Here is a 17,818-nt window from a genome sequence, read left to right as displayed (position 1 = left end):
GTTCGTTGGCGCGGGCTGTCCTTCCTTCCGGCAAGGGCCCTGGTCCGCGCTTGGGCACGTCCGCCAGGAACGGGTCGTTTTCCCAGTCCCACGCCCGGCATCTTCCCGGCCCGGAGTGGTTGCTTCTCCGCGCCGTGCTGCTTATGTTGTCATGGTCATCAAAACCAATGAGGAGCACCGCCCCATGAGCAAGCTGTTTTCCCCCCTGGCCATTGGGCCCTTAACGCTGAAGAACCGCATCATCATCGCGCCCATGTGCCAGTATTCGGCGCAGGAAGGCCAAGCGCAGGACTGGCACCTGATGCATCTGGGCAGCCTGGCCCTTTCCGGCGCGGGCCTGCTCATCACCGAGGCCACGGCCGTTTCGCCGGAGGGGCGCATCAGCGCCGCCGACCTGGGCCTGTATGACGACGCCACCGAGACGGCCCTTGGCCGGGTGCTGGCCGCCGTGCGCAAGCACTCGCCCATTCCCCTGGCCGTGCAGCTGGCCCACGCGGGCCGCAAGGCCTCCAGCGCCCTGCCCTGGCAGGGCGGCAGCTTCATCCCGCCCGCGGCAGGCGGCTGGCTGCCCGTCGCGCCCTCGGCCATTCCCTACACCCCCGGCGACCTGCCCCCGCAGGAGCTGGACGCCGACGGAATCAAGCGCGTCCGCGCGGACTTCGTGGCCGCGGCCAAGCGCGCCGCGCGGCTGGGCTTCGACGCCGTGGAGCTGCACGCGGCCCACGGCTACCTGCTGCACGAATTCCTGTCGCCCCTGTCCAACCAGCGCGGCGATGAATACGGCGGCAGTCTGGAGAACCGCATGCGCCTGGTGCTGGAGATCTTCGCCGACCTGCGCGAGGCGCTGCCCGCGCCCCTGGCCCTTGGCGTGCGCATCTCGGCCACGGACTGGATCGAGGGCGGCTGGGACCTTGAGGAGAGCATCGAACTGACGCGCCGGCTCAAGGCCCTTGGCGCGGCGTACATCCACGTCTCCACCGGCGGTTTGGCCCCGCAGCAGCAAATCGTCCTGGGCCCCGGCTACCAGGTGGCCCATGCCGAGGCCATCCGCAGGTCCACGAACCTCACGACCTTTGCCGTGGGCCTCATCACCGAGGCGGGCCAGGCCGAGGGCATCGTGGCCGCGGAGCAGGCCGACGCCGTGGCCCTGGGCCGGGCCATGCTGTTCGACCCGCGCTGGCCCTGGCACGCGGCGGCGCTCTTGGGCGCGCAGGTGGACTGCCCGCCGCAGTATCTGCGCTGCCAGCCGCACGGGCTCAAGACCCTGCTGGCGAACAGCGGCCGCAGCTAGCCGCCGGGCGGGGCGCATGCCGGCCCCTTGCCTTGCGGCGCGGCAGGGCTTATATGACCCGGTATCCGCAGAATTTCTGCGGCAAACATCGTCCGCATTCCTTCAAGGAGGATCGCACAATGGCTCAATACCCCAGCTACCCCGGCGCCCAAACCATCAGCCGGGCCGAAACGATCAGCGCCTTCATGCGCGGCGTGTACGGCTGGATGTCCCTTGGACTGTTCATCACCGCCGCCGTGGCCTGGTTCACCGCGGCCAGCCCCCTGGGCGTGACGCTGCTGCAAAGCCCCGGCATGGTGCTCATGCTGGTGGTGGTGCAGTTCGGCCTGGTCATCGGCCTTTCCGCCGCCATCCACAAACTGTCCGGCTCCGTGGCCAGCCTTATGTTCGCGGCCTATAGCGCGCTCACGGGCCTGACCCTTTCGTCCATCTTCTTCGTGTACAGCTCCGCCAGCATCTTCCAGGCCTTCGTGGTCACCGGCGGCATGTTCGGCGCCATGAGCATCTACGGCATGGTCACCAAGCGCGACCTGACCGGCATGGGCAGCTTCATGTTCATGGGCCTCATCGGCATCGTCATCGCCTCGGTGGTGAACATGTTCGTGCACAGCTCGGCCATGGGCTTCATCATCTCGGTCATCGGCGTGCTGGTGTTCACCGGCCTCACCGCCTACGACACGCAGAAGCTCAAGTACATGGGCGAGTCCATGCCCCTGGGCGACGCTACGGCCATCCGCCGCGGCACCATCCTGGGCGCGCTCACCCTGTACCTGGACTTCCTGAACCTCTTCCTCATGCTGCTGCGCCTCTTCGGCTCCAGCCGCGACTAGCCGCGAAACCAACGCGGGGCCGTCTGCCTGAACGCAGCGGCCCCGCGTCTCCCCCATGCCCGACATAACCGCCCTGCAACGCCGCCTGAAGCCCGCCCTGATTCCTTTGGGCGCGCTCTACGCTCAGGCCATGCGCCTGCGCCGCTGGGCCTTCGAGACCGGCCGGCTGCCCGTCTGGCGGCCCAATTGCCCCGTGGTCAGCGTGGGCAACATCGGCTGGGGCGGCAGCGGCAAAACTCCGCTCTGCGGGCATATTCTGCACTGGGCCGGCAAGCGCGAGGAGCACGCCATCGTGCTGACGCGCGGCTACGGGGCCAAACCCGGCCGCCTGCCCCTGCTCGTCACCCGCGCGGCAGACCCCGCCACCTGCGGCGACGAACCCCTGCTCCTGGCCCGCTCGCATCCCCTGGCGCGGGTCATCGTCGACCCCAAGCGCAGACGCTCCGGCCCGTGGGGGTACGAGCGCTTCGACCCGGACTTCGTGCTGTTGGACGACGGCTTCCAGCACCTGCCCGTTGCGCGCGACATCGACCTGGTGCTCCTGACCCCGGCGGACCTGACCGAGGGCTGGAACCGCGCGATTCCCGCTGGCACCTGGCGCGAAGACGCCAGCGCCCTCACCCGCGCCTCGGCCTTTCTGGTCAAGACCCCACTGGAGCTGACCGACGGCGTGCTGCGGGCCATGACCCTGCGCCTGGAGAAATACGGCCGCCCGGCCTTCACCTTCACCCTCAAACCCAAGGGCCTCATGCGTGTGGACGGCACCCGGCGCGCCGCCGATTTCGGCGGCGAGGACTATGTGCTGGCCACGGGCATCGCCGACCCGGCCCAGGCCGCAAGCACGGCCGAGCAGTATCTGGGCCGCGCCCCGCGCGCGGTGCTGCCCTTTGCCGACCACCACGCCTTCGCCCCGCAGGACCTGCTGCGCATCCACGCCGCCGCAGCCGGGGCCAACGTGCTGGTGACGGCCAAGGACGCGGTGAAGTTCGCCAAGCTCCCCGGAGCCGAGGGCTTCTGGGTCCTGCGCACGGAGCTGGCCTTCGGTCCCGCCGTCTTCGCCGGGACCGCTTTCGACCAATGGTTTTCGGCGCGCTTCGACGAGCTCGCGGCCCATTATCACCCGCTGGCCGCGCGGGAGCTCGTCTGACCGCCGTCCCCGTCCTTTTGCGCGCCAGGGCCCTTGCCCCGCGCCGCGCACTTCAACCTCCCGAATTTCCTTCCAACCCGCGCGCAATCCGCGCATCGAGACCAACATGAAATTGAAGAAAAAACGCAATCCCAGCAGCCCGCCGCCTCCGGCGGAGCCCGGCACCCTGCTGCGCCTCATCAAGGAATCCAGGCACGCCCTTTCGCCGGACGACCTCTTGCCCGTTTTGGGCCTGCACCGCCGCAAGCGCGGCCTGGTGGACGAGATGCTCCACGGCCTGGAGGCTCAGGGCAAGCTCATCCGCCTGGGCCGGGGCTACGCCCTGGCCGAGCGCGTGCGCCTCATCAAGGGCAAGGTGCAGCTCCAGCGCTCCGGCGCGGCCTTCCTCATCCCCGACGAACCCGGCCTGAAGGACGTGTTCCTCGGCCAGGACACCGGCGGGGCTTGGCACGGCGACCATGTCTCCGTGGCCATCACCCGCGAGGCGGGCGGCCGCACCGGCAGCCGCAACGCCGAGGGCCGCGTGGTCGAGGTGCTGGAGCGCGGACGCCAGGTGCTGCCCGTGCGCATCATGCGCCCGGCCGGAAGCCAGGTGGGCGACAACGCCTTTCTGTGCCGCCCCACGGACCCGCGCCTGGACTTCGCCATTCTGGCCCACGACGTGGACCCGAAGCTCGGCCTGCAAAAAGGCGACATCGCCCTGGCCGCCCCCGGCGAGCAGGTGGACAGCGCCCTGTGGGAGGGCACCATCCTCTCCCGCCTGGGACCGGAAACCCTGGCCCAGGTGCAAGAGGCCCTCACCAAGGCCAACCACGGCGTGCCCATGAGCTTCCCGGCCGATGTGCTGGCCGAGGCCGAAAAGCTGCCCGCCGTCCCGGACGAGGCCGACTTCAAGGGCCGCGAGGACCTGCGCAAAACGCCCTTCGTCACCATCGACGGCGCCACCGCGCGCGACTTCGACGACGCCATCTTCGTCTCGCGCAAGGGCAAAGGCTACGAGCTCTGGGTCGCCATAGCCGATGTGGCCCACTACGTGCCCCTGCACAGCGCCCTTGACCGCGAAGCTTACGAGCGCGGCAACTCCTACTACTTCCCGTCCTCGGTGGAGCCCATGTTCCCCCAGGCGCTCTCCAATGGCCTATGCAGCCTGAACCCGCACGTGCCCAGGCTCTCCATGGCCGTGCGCATGCAGTACGGCGCGGACGGAATGCCCGGCGAGGTGCGCGTCATGAACGCCGTCATCGAGAGCCACGCCCGCCTGACATACTCCCGCGCGCGCGACGTGTGCGTGGACAAGCTGCCCGAGGCCCGCGCCGAACTGGCCAAAGAGGCCGGCGACGACGTGGTCGCCATGCTCGACATCGCCGAGGAGCTGGCCCGCACCATGCGCAAGCGCCGCATCGAACGCGGCAGCCTGGACTTCGACCTGCCCGAGGGCGAGGTGGTCTTCGACCCCGCCGGACAGCCCGTTTCCGTCAAGCCCAAGGTGCGCCACTTCGCCCACCAGCTCATCGAGGAATTCATGATCGCGGCCAACGAGGCCGTCTCCGAATACCTGCACGCCCACGCCCTGCCCTGCATGTACCGCGTCCACGCCGAACCCGACCAGGAGAAGCTGGAGAATCTGTACAATCTGCTGGGCCGCCTGGACGGCGAGCGCGCCTTCAAACGCAAGAATCCCGGCCGCTTCAGCGACGAGGACTTCACGCCCGAGGCCCTGGGCCGCCTGCTGGCCTCCGTGGCCGGCACGGAGCGCGAGTTTTTGGTGCACCGCATGGTGCTGCGCAGCATGAAGCAGGCGCGCTACCAGCCGGAAAACGAGGGCCACTACGGCCTGGCCAGCGAGTCTTACGCGCACTTCACCTCGCCCATCCGCCGCTACGCCGACCTCATCGTGCACCGGCTCATCAAAATCGCCCTGGGCGACAAAGAGCTGCCCGTGCCCGGCTTCAAAAAACTGGCCGAGATGGGACAACACCTCTCCGCCCGCGAGCGCGTGGCCATGGAGGCCGAGCGCGAATGCCAGAAGCGCTACGTGTGCATGGTTTTGAAGCCCCAGCTGGGCACGGTCTTCCCCGGCGTCGTTTCCGGCATGACCGAATACGGCTTCTGGGTCGAGCTGCCCGATGTGCTGGCCGAGGGCTTCATCCGCCTGGCCAACATGCAGGACGACTACTACGGCTACCTCAAGGAGCGCGAGATGCTCGTGGGGCAGCGCACGGGCAAGGTCATCCGCGTGGGTCAGTCCGTGCGCGTGCGCCTGGTCAACGTCTCCCTCGACAGGCTGGAGATCGACCTGGAGCTGGCCGCCTCAGAACGCGCCGACAACTACGACGGTCCCCTCGCCACCGAGGAGGAGCGCCGCGACATGGACGACGCCCGCGAGCGCCGCAGCCACGACGCGCCCACCCAGAACAGGCATGACCGCCAGCCGCGCAAGGCCGGGGGCTCGCGGTCCGGCTCGCGGCCCAATTCGCGGTCAGATTCGCGCCCGGGCAAAGCACCCGCCAAGCCGGGAGCAGGACGCTCCGGCAAATCTGGCGGCAAACCCGCGGGCAAGTCCACGGGCCGCCCCGCAGGCAAGCGCCGCGCGCGTTAATACAAAATAATGAAGCAGGGGGCGCCGCCCCCTGCACCCCCGCCAGAGGGCATTCGCCCTCTGGACTCCCCATGGCGCAGAGAAGCCCCTTGCCGCGCAAAGCCGCGGCAAGGGCTTCTCTGCGCTGGGCGTCACCGGTCATGGAATCGGCAGGAGAACCGCAGCCGGGGCAAAGACAGGGGGAAACGGGAATATGCCTGCCCGCAACAGCGCAGGGGCAAGAGCCGCCAGTGATGCGAGGCGAAGGAATCGCCGGAGCAGAGGACATATTTTGTGCGCCAGGGCTAGGCGTGATTCTGGACGTCAAACGCCCGTTGAGTGGGGAGGCATTCATTTTGGCACTAGCTGGAGGAAAGAGGAAACGCCGGGAAAGCCCCGTGGCAGAATGCGTTTCGCGGGAACGGCTGCCCCAATGGCAAATGGCACTGATTGGATGAAAGTAAGATGAAACTGCGCGTATTTCGGCACTGAATTAACGCGAAGTGAACAACGTTTGGCGCTAGTACAGCTCCCGCCCAATCCAGACCGCGCGGCCAATGATACGGATGCCGTCAGCTAGATCGCCTCGGGCGTCGATTTCTAACGGCGTGTAGGCCTCGTTGTAGCTCTTCAGGACAATCTTGCCCGGCAGGGTGTCCACCATTTTAATGTACACCACTTCCTCGACTGCCACGGCGAATAAGCTGCCTGCTCGGGGCTTCGTCTGGCTCTGGTCGATCAACACCATGTCATTATTGAAAATCTGTGGCTCCATGCTGTCGCCAGCCACGCGCATAAGCGCCATGCTGGCAGCCTGGCCCTTCAGATTGATCCAGTCGCTACGAAACGCATAGCGTCTTTCTGCGCTATCCCCCGTCTCAAAACTCCCTGTACCTGCTGACAATCTCGCCTCGACCATAGGCACCATCACCAGCGTGCAGCCGTCCGCCTCGACGGTCTCCACCGTTTGTGCAGCCACCACGGCATCAGGGTGAGCATCAACAACTTTAATGCGCGCTAACGGGGTGTCGCACGGCGACTCACAGGTAAACTCTTCAATCGTCGTTCGTGTTTTGTCGTACATCGGGCCGACCCCGGAAATAAGCCACGCCGCGTTTGCGCCGTACGTCGAAACAATACGATCGACAAGTTCTGCTGTCGGGAGGCGCTTCCCCTGGATATAATTATTTAGTGTTCCTGGGTGGATATCTATAGACCGGGCAAAGTCATCCTGCCGAATACCACTCCCAGCCCAAATAGCCCGAAGGCGCTCGCCAAGCTTCCGTGAATACTCGCTGTTCTCGGAAGTCTCTCCGGAATCCGTGCGGGCGTCTTTCACCATTCGTATACCCCCAACATGATTCATGTTCGACAATTGTCGTAGCGAGGCGAACTTTTCTGTTTCCGGAATCGTCAAACGTATTGACACTGACACGTCAAACGTCTAGTTGTGACTTGTGCCTGACACAAATGGAATGGCACGAAATGACATTAGCCCAGGCGCAACCCTGGGTCAACGTCCACCAGCAAGTACAGATCGGACGTAGCCTCACAACCCGAGCGGACGGAAAGACGATGCAGAAACAGCTCTCTCTCTTCCATGATGACCATGGAGCCCTTGCGGGGCTTGTTCCTGCCCTCCGTGCGGCCATGAACAGGGCCGCAGGAGCTGACTCTGCGGGCCGCAAACTCCTCGTCGACAAGGTTAACGACATTTCTCGGCAAGCGGGACTGCGCCTCACCACGGGCAACACCCTGTCCATTAGCAAAGACACTTTGGACAAATGGCTGGCCCCCTCTGACCGCGACCATACCCCCTCGCTCCTCGCCGTGGTGGTGTTTTGCGCGGCGACCCGAGACCCAGCACCATTACAAATGGTTCTCCGGGCCATTGGCCTGGACGTGATGACCGAAGAAGACCGGCGACACCGCGACTACGGCAGGGCTTGCCTCGCCGAACGTGAGGCGCGCCGCCGGAAGAAAATTTTGGAGGGCAGCATATGAGCTATCGCATGGGGAGCGGGAAGGACCGCAAATCTTGGCGCATCATTGAGTGGCTGAAGGAAAAGAACCTTTCCGTGGGCGGAATTGCCGACGAACTTGGCGTGGACCACTCCCTTGTGTCTCATACTATTCACGGTCGGCGTAACAGCCGCGTGGTGCTTGCGAAACTCAAGGCATACGGTTGCCCTTCCAGCATTTTGAGCTTGCCAGCGGACTTGAAAGAGGCCGCGTAATGCAAGCTGTCAACGCTCAAGAAATCGCCAAGGCCCTGGCCATGACAGATCGTGCCATCCGAATGCGGGCGGACGCCGAGGCCTGGCCTTTTGAGCGGAGCGAAGGACGCGGAAGAGGGAAGCTTTTCCCGTTAGCAACCTTACCCAAGTCGGTTTGCGATGCCATCATCGCCGCGCAGCTTGCCGAACAGGGCGCGCAGCCGGTGCAGGCCTCCGCCTTGGCCAAGCCCTCCCCCGTTGCTGGCGCGGCTTCCCTTGCCCACATGACGGAACAGTGCCGCGCCACGGTGCTGGCCCGGCTGGCCTTCGTCCGCGAGACCCTGCGCTTGAGCGCCATCACCGGCAAGGAGTCGGCCGTCCGCCACCTGGTGCAGGCCGCCCAGGCCGAAACTTTGGGCGAGCGCCTGGCGCAGCTCATCCCCGTGGCCAACGCCAAGTACGGCGCGGGCGCGGGGCGCGGCCTTTCGCGCCGCCGTCTGTACGAATGGTGTGCGCTCTATGCCGAGGGTGGCGAGCTGGCGCTTGCGCCGCGCAACCCGCACAAGAACATGGGCGTGCCCGCCTGGGCACCGCTTTTCCTCTCCTTTTACCAGCGCCCGCAAAACCCCAGCTTGGCCGAGGCGCACCGCGATTTCGTCCGCGCCTGGCAGGCCGAGCAGCCCAGCCGCGCGCCGTCCCTGGACGCCGTGCGCCGCTTCCTGGCCAAGGTGGCCAAGCCGGACTTGCTGGCCGGGCGCAAGACGGGCAACGCCCTTTTGCACCTCAAGCCGCACATGAAGCGCAAGACGGACAAGCTGCTGCCCTGCGACGTGTACACGGCCGACGGAACCACCTTTGACGCCGAGATAGCCCACCCGGAAACCGGGCGGCCCTTCAAGCCCGAGGTGGTGCTCTTCCTCGACGTTTGCACGCGCCGGTGCGTCGGGCTCTCCGTGGCCCTGGCCGAAAGCGCCGCCGCCACCCTGGACGCCCTGCGCATGGCCTGCCTCTTTGGCGGCATTCCGGCCATGCTCTACACCGACAACGGCCCCGGCTACACGGCGGACCTGCTGACCAAGCCCGGCGTGGGCATGCTGGAGCGCCTGGGCATTGAAATTTGCAACGCCATTCCCGGCCGTCCGCAGGGCAAGGGCCTCATGGAGCGCGCGGTCAAGACAATCTGCGTGCCCGCCTCAAAGCAGCTGGCCACCTGCACCCACGCGGACATGGACGGCGACGCCAAGCAAAACGTCTACAAGATCACCCGCGCCCAGCTGAAAAAGCACGGGCGCTCGTCACTTTTGCCCACATTCGAGACCTTCAAGCAAGTGCTCCTCGCCCGCGTTGAGGAGTACAACGCCAGCCCGCACCGTGGCCTGCCGACCATTGAGGACCATGCGGCTGGCAAGCGCCGCCACATGAGCCCCAACGAATCCTGGGAGAGCTTTGCGGGCATGTTCGAGCCGTACCGCGTGCCCGATGACCTGCGCGACGACCTGTTCATGCCCGCCACGGTTCGCAAGGTGAAGAACGGCATGGTGCGCCTGTGGAACCGCGACTACTTCGCCCACGAGCTGGCCGCCCACCATGATGACATTGTGCAGGTGCGCTACGACATTTGGGACGCCTCTTACGTCACGGTCTGGACCGAAGCGGGCGAGAAGCTTTGCACGGCCAAGCTTGACGCCAACGCCATGGACTACTTCCCCATTTCCCGCATTGAGGAAGCGCGGGCCAACCGCGAGCGCGCCCAGTTGAAGCGCCTGGAACAAAAGGCCCAGCGCATTGCCCCAGGCGCAACCCTCACCGCGCCTGCGGACGCCCCGGCCATAATGGCGGACAGCTTGAGCAGCCGCCAGTGCATCACCATTACCGCCCAGCCGGAACCAGAACCAGCCGCCCCCACAAGCGCCGAGCTGGAGCGCATCCGCACGGTCATGGCCCAGGCCGAGCAGGATGCCGCCCCCAAGCCCGCCCGCGAAGCGGCCGAAAAGCGCCCCATTTTTCACCTGTCCACGGACAAGTACCGCTGGCTTCTGCGCCACCCGGCCCTGTGGACCGACGCGGACCGCGCCTGGCTGGCCGAGTACGCGAAAGGAGGCGAATACGCGCTGTTGCGCGAGCGCTTCGAGTACGAGGGCCTGGGCCTCGCCCCGGTGCAACTTTTCCCGGCGTTAGAGACCCCGAGCGTTTGACCGAAACTAACGGAGGCAACACATGAGAAAGCTGTTTGTGCGGACATCCAACTACGAGCGCTTCGCCGCTGGCGTGGCCGCCGTGGAGAACCGTGGCGCGGCCGAGGCCGGAATGATGCTGGTGCATGGCCAGCCCGGCCTGGGCAAAAGCGAGGTGCTGACCAGCTGGGCCGTGGACGCTGGCGCGGTGTTCCTGCGCGCCAACATCGACTGGACCCCGCGCTACTTCCTTGTGGAGCTGGCCAAGGCCCTGGCCGTTGACCCGCGCGGCACCAGCGAACAGCTGTTCAACCGCATGCTGGCGGTCATCGCCACCCAGCAAATCCCGCTGGTCATCGACGAAGCCGAGGCCACGTTGAAGGACCACGCGGCCGTGCTGGAGAAGATACGCGACTTCAGCGACCGCACCGAAACCATGGTGGTGCTGGTGGGCATGGAGGCTATCCAGCGCAACATCGCCCGGCACCAGCAGATTTCCAGCCGCATCGCCCAGGTGGTGGAGTTTTCGCCCGCCAGCCTGGAGGACGTGGCGCTTACCTGCCAGCAGCTTTCCGAGGTGCGCATAGCCCCGGACCTGGTGGCCGAGATCCACCGCCAGAGCAACGGCCGCATGCGCGAGGTGATGAACGCCATCGCCACCGTGGAGCGCGTGGGCAAGATGAACGGCCTGGAGGCTGTGGACATGGCCGCCGTGGAAGGCATGAGCATCACCCACGACTGGCAGGCGCGCCGCCCGCGCGTGGTCGGCAAGGCCAAGAGGGCGGCGTAATGGCCTGGCGCGGTCTGGAAATCCTGCGGCTTCTGGAGGCCGAGCAGATGCTCACCTTTGAGCTGGCGCGGGCTACGGGCATCGCCAAGGACCGCATCCGCTCGGCCTGTAAAACTCTGGCCAGCCGGGGGCTCATTACCAGCGAGAACGGCGTGCATGGCCTGACCGAGGCCGGGCGCTCGGCTTTGGTGGGCGGCGGTGCGGACCTCCTCACCGGTCCACGCAAGGGCACTTGCCCGGAACGTTTCAAGGACGCCTTGCCTGCCCGCGCCTGGCGCGTGCTGCGCATCCGCCAAAAGGCGTGCCTTGACGACATGCTGACGCTGCTTTGCAGCGACCCGGAAGCCGAGTGCAAAACCCGCCACGCACTGGCGCATTATCTGCGCGCCCTCACCACGGCGGGCTACCTGGTCGAACTGCCCCGGCGCGGCGGACAAAACCAGAGAGAGGTCCGCTGGCTGTTGGTGCGCAACACCGGCCCCTGTTCCCCAACCTGGAATCCCAAGCGGCACACCGTGACGGACGGCAACACGGGCACGGTCTACCCCCTGACCGATGTAGCGGAGGCCAGCCATGACTAAGGATTGGCTGACGCTCTTGTCCGAGGCCGTGGCGGAATCCAGCAAGGCCGCCGTCGCGGAGGAGCTGGGCGTTAGCCGCCCGGCCGTTAGCCTGCTGTTGCTCGGCAAGTACCCCGGCAAAACCGACCGCATGGCCGCCCGGATATTGGAGCGCTACGCCCGCTTGGATTGCCCGCACACGGGCAAGAGCGTGACGCCGGACCATTGCCGCAAGTTCTGCGGCCCGGTGCCCACCTCAAGCCCCGCCGCCCTGCGACAATGGCGCGCCTGTCTGACCTGCCCCAACAACCCCAACCGCGAGGAGCACGCCGCATGATTCACGAGTCAATTTCCAACGTGGCCAATGTGTTGGATGACCTGCGCCAGCATGTCACCCAGGAAGAGTCGGAAGTCATCCGCCAGGCCTGCATCGTGTTGGATGCCGCCGCCGAGGACGTGAAGAATCTGGAAACCCTGCTGCCCATCGCCGGAACCGGCGAGGAGTGCAGCGCAACGCCTGCGGCTGCGTAGGCAAGGAGAACAGCAATATGGCCACCAGAACCAAGCCCCAGCCCCTCATCATCGGCGACCTGCCCCAGGCCGACGAAGCCCTGCGCAAGCTGGCCGAGATCACCCGCGAGCAGGCCCTCATCGAACAGGGCCTGAACGAGCAGATTGACCAGCTGAAGGCGGCGGCGAAGCTCCAGCTGGAGCCCCTCACCGCCTCGCGCAAGCGCCTGGAGGACGCCCTGGCCGTGTTCGGCACGCTCAAGAAGGACGAGCTGTTCGGCGCCAAGCGCAGCCTGGACTTGACCTTCGGCGTCATCGGCTTTCGCAAGGCCACCAGCCTGCGCCTTTTGGCCAAACACACCTGGGCCATGGTGCTGAAGCGCCTTCAGGACCTGGGCCTTTCCGAAGGCATCCGCACCAAGCTGGAAGTGGACAAGGACGAGCTGCGCGGCTGGCCGGACACCCGCCTGGAGACCGTGGGCGTGCGGCGCGAAAGCACGGACGAGTTCTTCATCGAACCCAAGCAAGAAGAGATCGCCAGCAAGGCCGCGTGAACCAAGCGAAACCGCCCCGGCCAATGGGCTGGGCGCGGTCGCCGGGGCGTGGTTGCCCCGGCCTGATGAGCAGCCAAACACATGGAGCCCGTATGAAAACCGAATCCCGCCGCAGCTTGCTAGCCAAGGTGCATATCGCCGCCAAGGCCCTGGGCCTGGAGGATGACGCCTACCGCGACATGCTGGAGGCACTGACCGGCCAACGCTCGGCCGGAAAACTCACGGAGAAGCAACTGGTCCTGGTCATCACCGCCTTACGCAAAAAGGGCTGGGTGGACGAGGACCCGCGTCCGGCCCGCAAAAAGCCCACGCCCCGCGCCACGCCGGGCACCGCGCCCTTGCTGGACAAGATCGGCGCGCTTCTGGCCGATGCCGGGCGGCCCTGGGCCTACGCCGTGGGCATGGCCGCGCGCATGTACAAGGTGGAGCGTCTGGAATGGGCCAAGGCCGAGCAGCTGCGCGGCATTGTGGCCGCGTTGGTGAAGGACGCCAAGCGCCGCGCGCAAAAGGAACAGGAGGTGCCCGCATGAATACCGACAACCCGTCGTTTGCGCAGCTTGAGCTTGAGCAGCTGCCCGTCATGGCGCGGGAGCTGGCAGCGGCCATTGGCTTGCGCCAAGCCATGCGCCTGGTGGACGCCCTGGGCGGGACCACGTTCCCGGTGCCCAAGCGCGAAACCAAACAGGGCGAGCTGCGCTTTAACACCTTGGCCCACGTCATAGGCCCGGCGGCGGCGGAGGTGCTGGTGCGGCGCTACGGCAGCACGGACCTGTACATTCCCCGGTGCGCGGATGCCCTGCGCCGCGTGCGCGATACGGCCATTTGCCGCGAGTATGACCGGCTCATTCAGACCATGAGCGGCAACCAGGCTGTGCAGCGCCTGGCGCGCGCCAATAGCCTGTGCGACCGCCGCATCTTCGACATCCTGAAGCAAACGCCCGTGCCCACCTTGAACGTGGGCGGGACGGGGCAGCTGCGGCTGCTGGGATAGCCCAAGCGAAACCGCCCACACGGGCGGTCGCCGGGGCGTGGTTGCCTCGGCCTGATGAGCAGCCACAGACAAAATAAGGAGGGGGGCTTTTGCCCCGGAACCATGGCAGAAAAGCGTAAAAAAAAGGGGTCTGTTTTGCTCCGGTTCCGGGGCAAAACGCGGAATTTCGACGTGTTCCCTGCCGAGCAGTGGCCGGACCAGCACGGGGCGGACCTCGGGCTGTATCGACTCTGCGAGTACACCTGGGAGAGCGGTAAACGGCGCGAGAAGTGGTTCAGCATCGGCGGTCAGAAGTACACGTTTATCACCCCCGAAGCCCTGGGGCAGCTTGTCTCTAAGGGGCTGACGGAACCCGGCTGGCTGGAGGCGCTGGAGCGGCCCGCCCCGAAGTTCAAAGCCAAAGATTGGGTGCGCTGGTACGGACCGCAGCTCAGCGCCCGTCAGTTCCGGCTTCGCAGCGACCCATTCCTCTGGGTGGACGGCCAGTGGCGCGTGCTGATTGAGGACTTGCGGCTCGGCAAGCAACTGGTGTGCTGTGACGAGCTCGTGCTTTTGGACCGCTTCGGCAAGGAGATTGCCCGATGATCTGGCGCGCGCTGGTCTTCTTCGACGTGCTGACCGTCGGCAACTATATCTGGCGCGATCATGGCGAGGCTGCGGCCTGGCCGAACAAAAAGCCCTGTTGTCCAAGATTCTCAAGGGGTACATGAGATGACTTTCGACACCCGCAAGGGCTTGTCCCGCGAGCCAGGCTGTGACAAAAACAGATCCTTGAGCAAATGAGGAGGATGCCATGTTTGTGGAAGCAATCTCTATTGGGGCAGTCGCTGGGCTGTGCATCGCCGTGGCGCGGCGCTACCCGTGGTACGGGGCGCTTTGCCTCTTCGTCGGGCTCACGTTGCTGGGCATCTTTGGCATTGAGTATGCTTACTCCGCCACCGGCAAGGTGGGTATTTTTAGCGTGTTGGTCATCGCTCCATTTTTCGCTATCCCCGAGGCGCGAAAGGCCATGAAAGGACAGCCCGTTACGGCTGCGGCCATGAAATACGTCTATGGTACATACGGCGCGCTGGCCGTTCTTGCCCTGTGGGGTGTTGGACGCACCGTCGAAATTTTCTCGAAGTAGCCCCCGCCTACTGAACCCCTTCCATCTGTTCCGCCCCCATTTGCCGCCTAGGATAGGCGGCACGTGGGGGCGGTCTTTTTCGCCTCCTGAACACCAAAGGAGGCCCCTCCGTGAACAAGATCAAGTCTCTCACCGATTGGTTGCGCCGCAAGTCGCCGCGCATGACCCTGCCCAGCATCCTGGCCACTGTGCTTATCCTCGCCGTGGTGGCCATCGCCCCGCACCAGGCCCCGGTACTTATCTACAAGCTCGGTGATGTGGCCGGGGGCGGCGTCCTCGGCTACCTGCTCGACGTGGCCGCGTTCCCTTACGCCAAGCCCTCCGGCTATCTGCGCGTTGACTGGCGCGATGTGGACAACTTCGAGGATGACCGAGTGGACTTCGGCTTTGCCCTCGGCGGCGAGCTGCCGTTCCTCATTGCCTGCGCGCGCCGCGCGGCCATCATGTGCGCTTGCATGCTGGCCGTGGCCCTGGCGCTGTAGGAGGCGGGCATGCGTCGTTGGCTGGTCGCTCTTCTTCGGAACATCCCAGATTCTGCGCTGCTGTTCGCAGGCAAGGTCCTTTGCTTTGTCGCGCACAGGATAGCTACGGGCTTCTGGATCGGCGTTGGTTTTACCCTCGCGGTTGTCATGGTGCTTTCGTGGCTCGGCTATGCCCACGCCGAGCCCATTCCGGCCGCCGCCCAGCAATACCGCTCGGTGGTCATCCGCGCCGCGCGCGTGGAGGCCGGGATCAATGCCCCGGTGGCCGTGTTCGCGGCGCAGCTGGAGCAAGAGAGCGGCTGGAACCCGCAGGCCGTAAGCCCCGTGGGCGCGCGCGGTCTGGGGCAGTTTATGCCCGCCACGGCGCGTGACATGGGCCGCACCCGGCCGGACCTCGGCCCGGCCGAGCCCACCAACCCAGGCTGGGCCATCCGCGCCTTGGTGGCCTACGACCTGGCCAACCTGCGCCGCGTGCGCGCCGCCACCCCTTGCGACGCCTGGGCCATGGCCCTGTCCGCTTACAACGGCGGCCTCGGCTGGGTGTGGCGCGACCAGGAGCTTGCCAAGCGCCTGGGGCTGGACCCCGCCCGTTGGTGGAACAGCGTGGAGACCGTCAACGCCGGGCGTAGCCTGGCCGCAATCAGCGAGAACCGAAAGTACCCCTACGGAATCCTGTTCCGGCGTCAACCCAAGTACCTGGTGTGGGGGCCGGGTATCCTTTGCGAGGTGCCCCAATGATCGACCTTGACCTCACAAAACCCGCCACCAAGCTGGCGCTTGGCCTCGGCGCGGCGCTGCTCGTGCTCCTGCTCTGCCTGGCCTGCGGCTGGGGCGGCTATCGCCACGGCTACACCACGGCCACGGACAAAGGCGACAAGGCCCTTGCCGAGTTGCGCAAGGCGCAGGCGGACGCCTGGGCCGAAAGCAAGGCCAAGGCGCTGGACCGCTACGTGCTGGCCACCCAGCGCGCGGACCAGCTGGCCACGGAACACCAGGCCGCCCAGCTGCGCCTGGCCGATACCCGAACCCTCATTTTGAAGGAGATACCCCATGCGACGGCTGGCCTTGCTGCTTGCTCTTTCGGCCCTGATTTCCTGCGCACGTACAACCGAGCCCTCGGTCTCGGTGCCGGTGGAGTGCCAGCGCCCGCCGGTTCCGGCGGCCTTGCGGCAGACAACGCCACCGCCCGCGCCGCTGACGCCGGGGTACGCGGCGGCGCATCCGTAGAGGCAAGCCCGGCGGACCTGCTCACCCACGCGACCGACTACGGCAAGTGGTGCCAGGACACGGCCGACCAACGCGACAAACTGCTCAAACTGCTGACCGAGGAGGCCCGGTAATGGATTGGTGGAACATGGCTTTCAATGCAGCCTCCCTGCTGCTGCTCGTCTTCCAAGGCCTGTTGGCCTGGGCGCTGTGGAGTCTGCGTAAACAGTTCGTTTCCGGCACCCACTGCGAGAAGCAATGCAAGGCCGCAGCTGAAAAGCACACCAAGCTTGAGCAAGAGCAAGCCAAGCTGAAGCAAGAGCAGGCGCGGCTTGAACAGGCGCAACAGGCCCTGCCCGATGCCGCCGAGGTGCAGGCAATGGCCGTACAGCTGGCGGAGATCGAGGGCAGCATCAAGGCCGTCATGGCCACGGTGCAGGGCCAGGCCGAGTTGATGCAGCGCATCGAGCGGCCGCTCAACCTGTTGCTTGAGCACCATGTGCGGGGTGACAAATGAATTTTGCCAAACTTTTGTCCGAGGACCGCCGCCTGGTCATCCTGCGCCTGCTCGCATGCGCGCCGGAATACAGCTTGAACGCCTTTGTGCTGCGGCCTGGCCTGGAGGCCGTGGGCCACGCCATGAGCGCGGACCAGCTGGCCACGGAACTGGCCTGGTTGTCCGAACAGGCCCTGGTGAACCTGGACGCCGTGGCGGACATGACCGTGGCGCACCTCACCCCGCGCGGGGCGGACGTGGCCACCGGCCGCACGGTGACGCCGGGCGTTAAACGGCCCGAGCCGGGCGTTAACGACATGATGAGCCTGGGCCTGAACCTGATACGCGGGAAAATGGGGGCGTAGGCCATGGCCCACAAGGACGAGAAGCGCCAGGCCTTGCGCCAGGCGTATGTGTTCGACCGCCTGCCCCTGGAAACGGCGGCGGACAAGGTGGACGTGCCGCACAGCACGGCGGCGCGCTGGAAGCGCCAAGCGCGGGCCACGGGCGAGGATTGGGACAAGCTGCGCGCAGCCAACCTGCTGGCGGGCGAGGGCATGGAGAACGTGGCCCGGCAGATGCTGGCCGACTACGTGGTGCAGCACAAATCCCTTATGGACCTCATCAACGGCGACGCCAACCTGGGCGCGGCAGCCAAGGTGGATATGCTGGCCAGCCTGGCGGACAGCTTCAACAAAACCGTGGCGGCCAGCCGCAAGGTGCTGCCCGAGACGAACAAGCTGGCCACGGCGCTTTCCGTCATCAACCGCCTGTCCGATTTCATCCGCGCGAACTTCCCCCAGCATGCCGCCGCCTTTGTGGAGATTCTGGAGCCCTTCGGCGACGAACTGTCCAAGGATTAGGAGC

At 66.0% G+C, this 17,818-nt stretch carries 23 protein-coding genes and 2 other RNA genes; 24 read left to right on the top strand and 1 reads right to left on the bottom strand.

Annotation, left to right across the window (positions count from 1 at the left end; translation table 11 throughout):
• Positions 1-184: 184 nt before the first annotated feature.
• From ACYQ4W_RS15290 to rnr, 4 genes are all read left to right on the top strand, one after another.
• Positions 185-1,291 (top strand): NADH:flavin oxidoreductase/NADH oxidase, encoded by a 1,107-nt coding sequence (locus tag ACYQ4W_RS15290; protein ID WP_459858345.1) that lies wholly within the window; start codon positions 185-187, stop codon positions 1,289-1,291.
• Between the two features lie 119 nt (positions 1,292-1,410).
• Positions 1,411-2,121 (top strand): Bax inhibitor-1/YccA family protein, encoded by a 711-nt coding sequence (locus tag ACYQ4W_RS15285; RefSeq protein WP_459858343.1) that lies wholly within the window; start codon positions 1,411-1,413, stop codon positions 2,119-2,121.
• 55 nt (positions 2,122-2,176) lie between these two features.
• Positions 2,177-3,268 (top strand): tetraacyldisaccharide 4'-kinase, encoded by a 1,092-nt coding sequence (lpxK, locus tag ACYQ4W_RS15280; RefSeq protein ID WP_459858341.1) that lies wholly within the window; start codon positions 2,177-2,179, stop codon positions 3,266-3,268.
• 106 nt (positions 3,269-3,374) lie between these two features.
• A complete protein-coding gene (gene rnr, locus ACYQ4W_RS15275) occupies positions 3,375-5,867 on the top strand; it encodes a ribonuclease R (RefSeq protein ID WP_459858339.1) in 2,493 nt (830 codons plus the stop codon).
• A gap of 499 nt (positions 5,868-6,366) precedes the next feature.
• On the opposite strand, the gene ACYQ4W_RS15270 is transcribed toward rnr, so the two are convergent.
• Positions 6,367-7,188, bottom strand: coding sequence for an XRE family transcriptional regulator (locus ACYQ4W_RS15270; RefSeq protein ID WP_459858337.1), 822 nt, complete (start codon positions 7,186-7,188; stop codon positions 6,367-6,369).
• A gap of 233 nt (positions 7,189-7,421) precedes the next feature.
• On the opposite strand from ACYQ4W_RS15270, the gene ACYQ4W_RS15265 reads away from it, so the two are divergent.
• The 20 genes from ACYQ4W_RS15265 (at position 7,422) to ACYQ4W_RS15170 (ending at position 17,814) form a co-directional block, all read left to right on the top strand.
• Positions 7,422-7,850: a hypothetical protein gene (locus tag ACYQ4W_RS15265; protein ID WP_459858335.1), complete on the top strand. Its 429-nt coding sequence runs from the start codon at positions 7,422-7,424 to the stop codon at positions 7,848-7,850.
• Positions 7,847-8,083 carry a helix-turn-helix domain-containing protein gene (locus ACYQ4W_RS15260; RefSeq protein ID WP_459858333.1) on the top strand — a complete coding sequence of 79 codons (237 nt, stop codon included), beginning with the start codon at positions 7,847-7,849 and terminating at the stop codon, positions 8,081-8,083. Before ACYQ4W_RS15265 ends, ACYQ4W_RS15260 begins: the two co-directional genes overlap by 4 nt.
• Before the next feature lie 218 nt (positions 8,084-8,301).
• Positions 8,302-10,257: a transposase gene (locus ACYQ4W_RS15255; protein ID WP_459858331.1), complete on the top strand. Its 1,956-nt coding sequence runs from the start codon at positions 8,302-8,304 to the stop codon at positions 10,255-10,257.
• Positions 10,258-10,279: 22 nt separating this feature from the next.
• Positions 10,280-11,026 carry an AAA family ATPase gene (locus ACYQ4W_RS15250; RefSeq protein ID WP_459851385.1) on the top strand — a complete coding sequence of 249 codons (747 nt, stop codon included), beginning with the start codon at positions 10,280-10,282 and terminating at the stop codon, positions 11,024-11,026.
• Positions 11,026-11,607, top strand: coding sequence for a winged helix-turn-helix domain-containing protein (locus ACYQ4W_RS15245; protein ID WP_459858329.1), 582 nt, complete (start codon positions 11,026-11,028; stop codon positions 11,605-11,607). The genes ACYQ4W_RS15250 and ACYQ4W_RS15245 overlap by 1 nt, the downstream gene beginning before the upstream one ends.
• The gene (locus tag ACYQ4W_RS15240; protein ID WP_459858327.1) at positions 11,600-11,923 is read left to right on the top strand and encodes a LacI family transcriptional regulator; all 324 of its coding nucleotides are present in this window, start codon (positions 11,600-11,602) and stop codon (positions 11,921-11,923) included. Before ACYQ4W_RS15245 ends, ACYQ4W_RS15240 begins: the two co-directional genes overlap by 8 nt.
• Positions 11,920-12,117: a hypothetical protein gene (locus ACYQ4W_RS15235; RefSeq protein WP_459851391.1), complete on the top strand. Its 198-nt coding sequence runs from the start codon at positions 11,920-11,922 to the stop codon at positions 12,115-12,117. Before ACYQ4W_RS15240 ends, ACYQ4W_RS15235 begins: the two co-directional genes overlap by 4 nt.
• Before the next feature lie 17 nt (positions 12,118-12,134).
• A complete protein-coding gene (locus ACYQ4W_RS15230) occupies positions 12,135-12,650 on the top strand; it encodes a host-nuclease inhibitor Gam family protein (RefSeq protein ID WP_459858325.1) in 516 nt (171 codons plus the stop codon).
• A gap of 3 nt (positions 12,651-12,653) precedes the next feature.
• An RNA gene (locus tag ACYQ4W_RS15225) (hammerhead ribozyme type II) lies at positions 12,654-12,729 on the top strand.
• A gap of 13 nt (positions 12,730-12,742) precedes the next feature.
• Positions 12,743-13,180 (top strand): gp16 family protein, encoded by a 438-nt coding sequence (locus ACYQ4W_RS15220; protein ID WP_459851395.1) that lies wholly within the window; start codon positions 12,743-12,745, stop codon positions 13,178-13,180.
• The gene (locus tag ACYQ4W_RS15215) at positions 13,177-13,641 is read left to right on the top strand and encodes a Mor transcription activator family protein (RefSeq protein ID WP_459858323.1); all 465 of its coding nucleotides are present in this window, start codon (positions 13,177-13,179) and stop codon (positions 13,639-13,641) included. The genes ACYQ4W_RS15220 and ACYQ4W_RS15215 overlap by 4 nt, the downstream gene beginning before the upstream one ends.
• Before the next feature lie 3 nt (positions 13,642-13,644).
• Positions 13,645-13,709, top strand: an RNA gene (locus tag ACYQ4W_RS15210) — hammerhead ribozyme type II.
• Positions 13,710-13,743: 34 nt separating this feature from the next.
• On the top strand, positions 13,744-14,226 hold the full coding sequence (locus ACYQ4W_RS15205) for a hypothetical protein (RefSeq protein ID WP_459858321.1): 483 nt from the start codon (positions 13,744-13,746) through the stop codon (positions 14,224-14,226).
• Between the two features lie 208 nt (positions 14,227-14,434).
• On the top strand, positions 14,435-14,767 hold the full coding sequence (locus ACYQ4W_RS15200) for a hypothetical protein (protein WP_459858319.1): 333 nt from the start codon (positions 14,435-14,437) through the stop codon (positions 14,765-14,767).
• 110 nt (positions 14,768-14,877) lie between these two features.
• Positions 14,878-15,249 carry a putative holin gene (locus tag ACYQ4W_RS15195; RefSeq protein WP_459858317.1) on the top strand — a complete coding sequence of 124 codons (372 nt, stop codon included), beginning with the start codon at positions 14,878-14,880 and terminating at the stop codon, positions 15,247-15,249.
• Between the two features lie 147 nt (positions 15,250-15,396).
• Positions 15,397-15,987: a transglycosylase SLT domain-containing protein gene (locus tag ACYQ4W_RS15190; RefSeq protein ID WP_459858315.1), complete on the top strand. Its 591-nt coding sequence runs from the start codon at positions 15,397-15,399 to the stop codon at positions 15,985-15,987.
• Positions 15,984-16,589 carry a hypothetical protein gene (locus ACYQ4W_RS15185; RefSeq protein WP_459858313.1) on the top strand — a complete coding sequence of 202 codons (606 nt, stop codon included), beginning with the start codon at positions 15,984-15,986 and terminating at the stop codon, positions 16,587-16,589. The genes ACYQ4W_RS15190 and ACYQ4W_RS15185 overlap by 4 nt, the downstream gene beginning before the upstream one ends.
• A complete protein-coding gene (locus tag ACYQ4W_RS15180; protein ID WP_459858311.1) occupies positions 16,589-16,972 on the top strand; it encodes a DUF2730 family protein in 384 nt (127 codons plus the stop codon). The genes ACYQ4W_RS15185 and ACYQ4W_RS15180 overlap by 1 nt, the downstream gene beginning before the upstream one ends.
• A complete protein-coding gene (locus tag ACYQ4W_RS15175; RefSeq protein WP_459858309.1) occupies positions 16,969-17,316 on the top strand; it encodes a VpaChn25_0724 family phage protein in 348 nt (115 codons plus the stop codon). Before ACYQ4W_RS15180 ends, ACYQ4W_RS15175 begins: the two co-directional genes overlap by 4 nt.
• A gap of 3 nt (positions 17,317-17,319) precedes the next feature.
• Positions 17,320-17,814, top strand: a complete 495-nt coding sequence (locus tag ACYQ4W_RS15170) for a DUF1804 family protein (RefSeq protein WP_459851418.1) — start codon at positions 17,320-17,322, stop codon at positions 17,812-17,814.
• The last annotated feature ends 4 nt before the right edge of the window (positions 17,815-17,818 follow it).

It is taken from the genome of Humidesulfovibrio idahonensis (genome assembly GCF_054657715.1).
Note: the sequence above shows the minus strand (reverse complement) of the source record. Positions and strands in the feature narration are given on the sequence as shown.

Coding starts and splice junctions, on each gene's coding strand:
- ACYQ4W_RS15235 (WP_459851391.1), top strand. CDS start 11,920: ATGATTCACGAGTCAATTTCCAACGTGGCCAATGTGTTGGATGACCTG.
- ACYQ4W_RS15205 (WP_459858321.1), top strand. CDS start 13,744: ATGGCAGAAAAGCGTAAAAAAAAGGGGTCTGTTTTGCTCCGGTTCCGG.
- ACYQ4W_RS15285 (WP_459858343.1), top strand. CDS start 1,411: ATGGCTCAATACCCCAGCTACCCCGGCGCCCAAACCATCAGCCGGGCC.
- ACYQ4W_RS15290 (WP_459858345.1), top strand. CDS start 185: ATGAGCAAGCTGTTTTCCCCCCTGGCCATTGGGCCCTTAACGCTGAAG.
- ACYQ4W_RS15180 (WP_459858311.1), top strand. CDS start 16,589: ATGGATTGGTGGAACATGGCTTTCAATGCAGCCTCCCTGCTGCTGCTC.
- ACYQ4W_RS15250 (WP_459851385.1), top strand. CDS start 10,280: ATGAGAAAGCTGTTTGTGCGGACATCCAACTACGAGCGCTTCGCCGCT.
- ACYQ4W_RS15265 (WP_459858335.1), top strand. CDS start 7,422: ATGCAGAAACAGCTCTCTCTCTTCCATGATGACCATGGAGCCCTTGCG.
- ACYQ4W_RS15190 (WP_459858315.1), top strand. CDS start 15,397: ATGGTGCTTTCGTGGCTCGGCTATGCCCACGCCGAGCCCATTCCGGCC.
- ACYQ4W_RS15230 (WP_459858325.1), top strand. CDS start 12,135: ATGGCCACCAGAACCAAGCCCCAGCCCCTCATCATCGGCGACCTGCCC.
- lpxK (WP_459858341.1), top strand. CDS start 2,177: ATGCCCGACATAACCGCCCTGCAACGCCGCCTGAAGCCCGCCCTGATT.
- ACYQ4W_RS15220 (WP_459851395.1), top strand. CDS start 12,743: ATGAAAACCGAATCCCGCCGCAGCTTGCTAGCCAAGGTGCATATCGCC.
- ACYQ4W_RS15270 (WP_459858337.1), bottom strand. CDS start 7,188: ATGGTGAAAGACGCCCGCACGGATTCCGGAGAGACTTCCGAGAACAGC.
- ACYQ4W_RS15200 (WP_459858319.1), top strand. CDS start 14,435: ATGTTTGTGGAAGCAATCTCTATTGGGGCAGTCGCTGGGCTGTGCATC.
- ACYQ4W_RS15215 (WP_459858323.1), top strand. CDS start 13,177: ATGAATACCGACAACCCGTCGTTTGCGCAGCTTGAGCTTGAGCAGCTG.
- ACYQ4W_RS15240 (WP_459858327.1), top strand. CDS start 11,600: ATGACTAAGGATTGGCTGACGCTCTTGTCCGAGGCCGTGGCGGAATCC.
- ACYQ4W_RS15175 (WP_459858309.1), top strand. CDS start 16,969: ATGAATTTTGCCAAACTTTTGTCCGAGGACCGCCGCCTGGTCATCCTG.
- ACYQ4W_RS15170 (WP_459851418.1), top strand. CDS start 17,320: ATGGCCCACAAGGACGAGAAGCGCCAGGCCTTGCGCCAGGCGTATGTG.
- ACYQ4W_RS15260 (WP_459858333.1), top strand. CDS start 7,847: ATGAGCTATCGCATGGGGAGCGGGAAGGACCGCAAATCTTGGCGCATC.
- rnr (WP_459858339.1), top strand. CDS start 3,375: ATGAAATTGAAGAAAAAACGCAATCCCAGCAGCCCGCCGCCTCCGGCG.
- ACYQ4W_RS15185 (WP_459858313.1), top strand. CDS start 15,984: ATGATCGACCTTGACCTCACAAAACCCGCCACCAAGCTGGCGCTTGGC.
- ACYQ4W_RS15245 (WP_459858329.1), top strand. CDS start 11,026: ATGGCCTGGCGCGGTCTGGAAATCCTGCGGCTTCTGGAGGCCGAGCAG.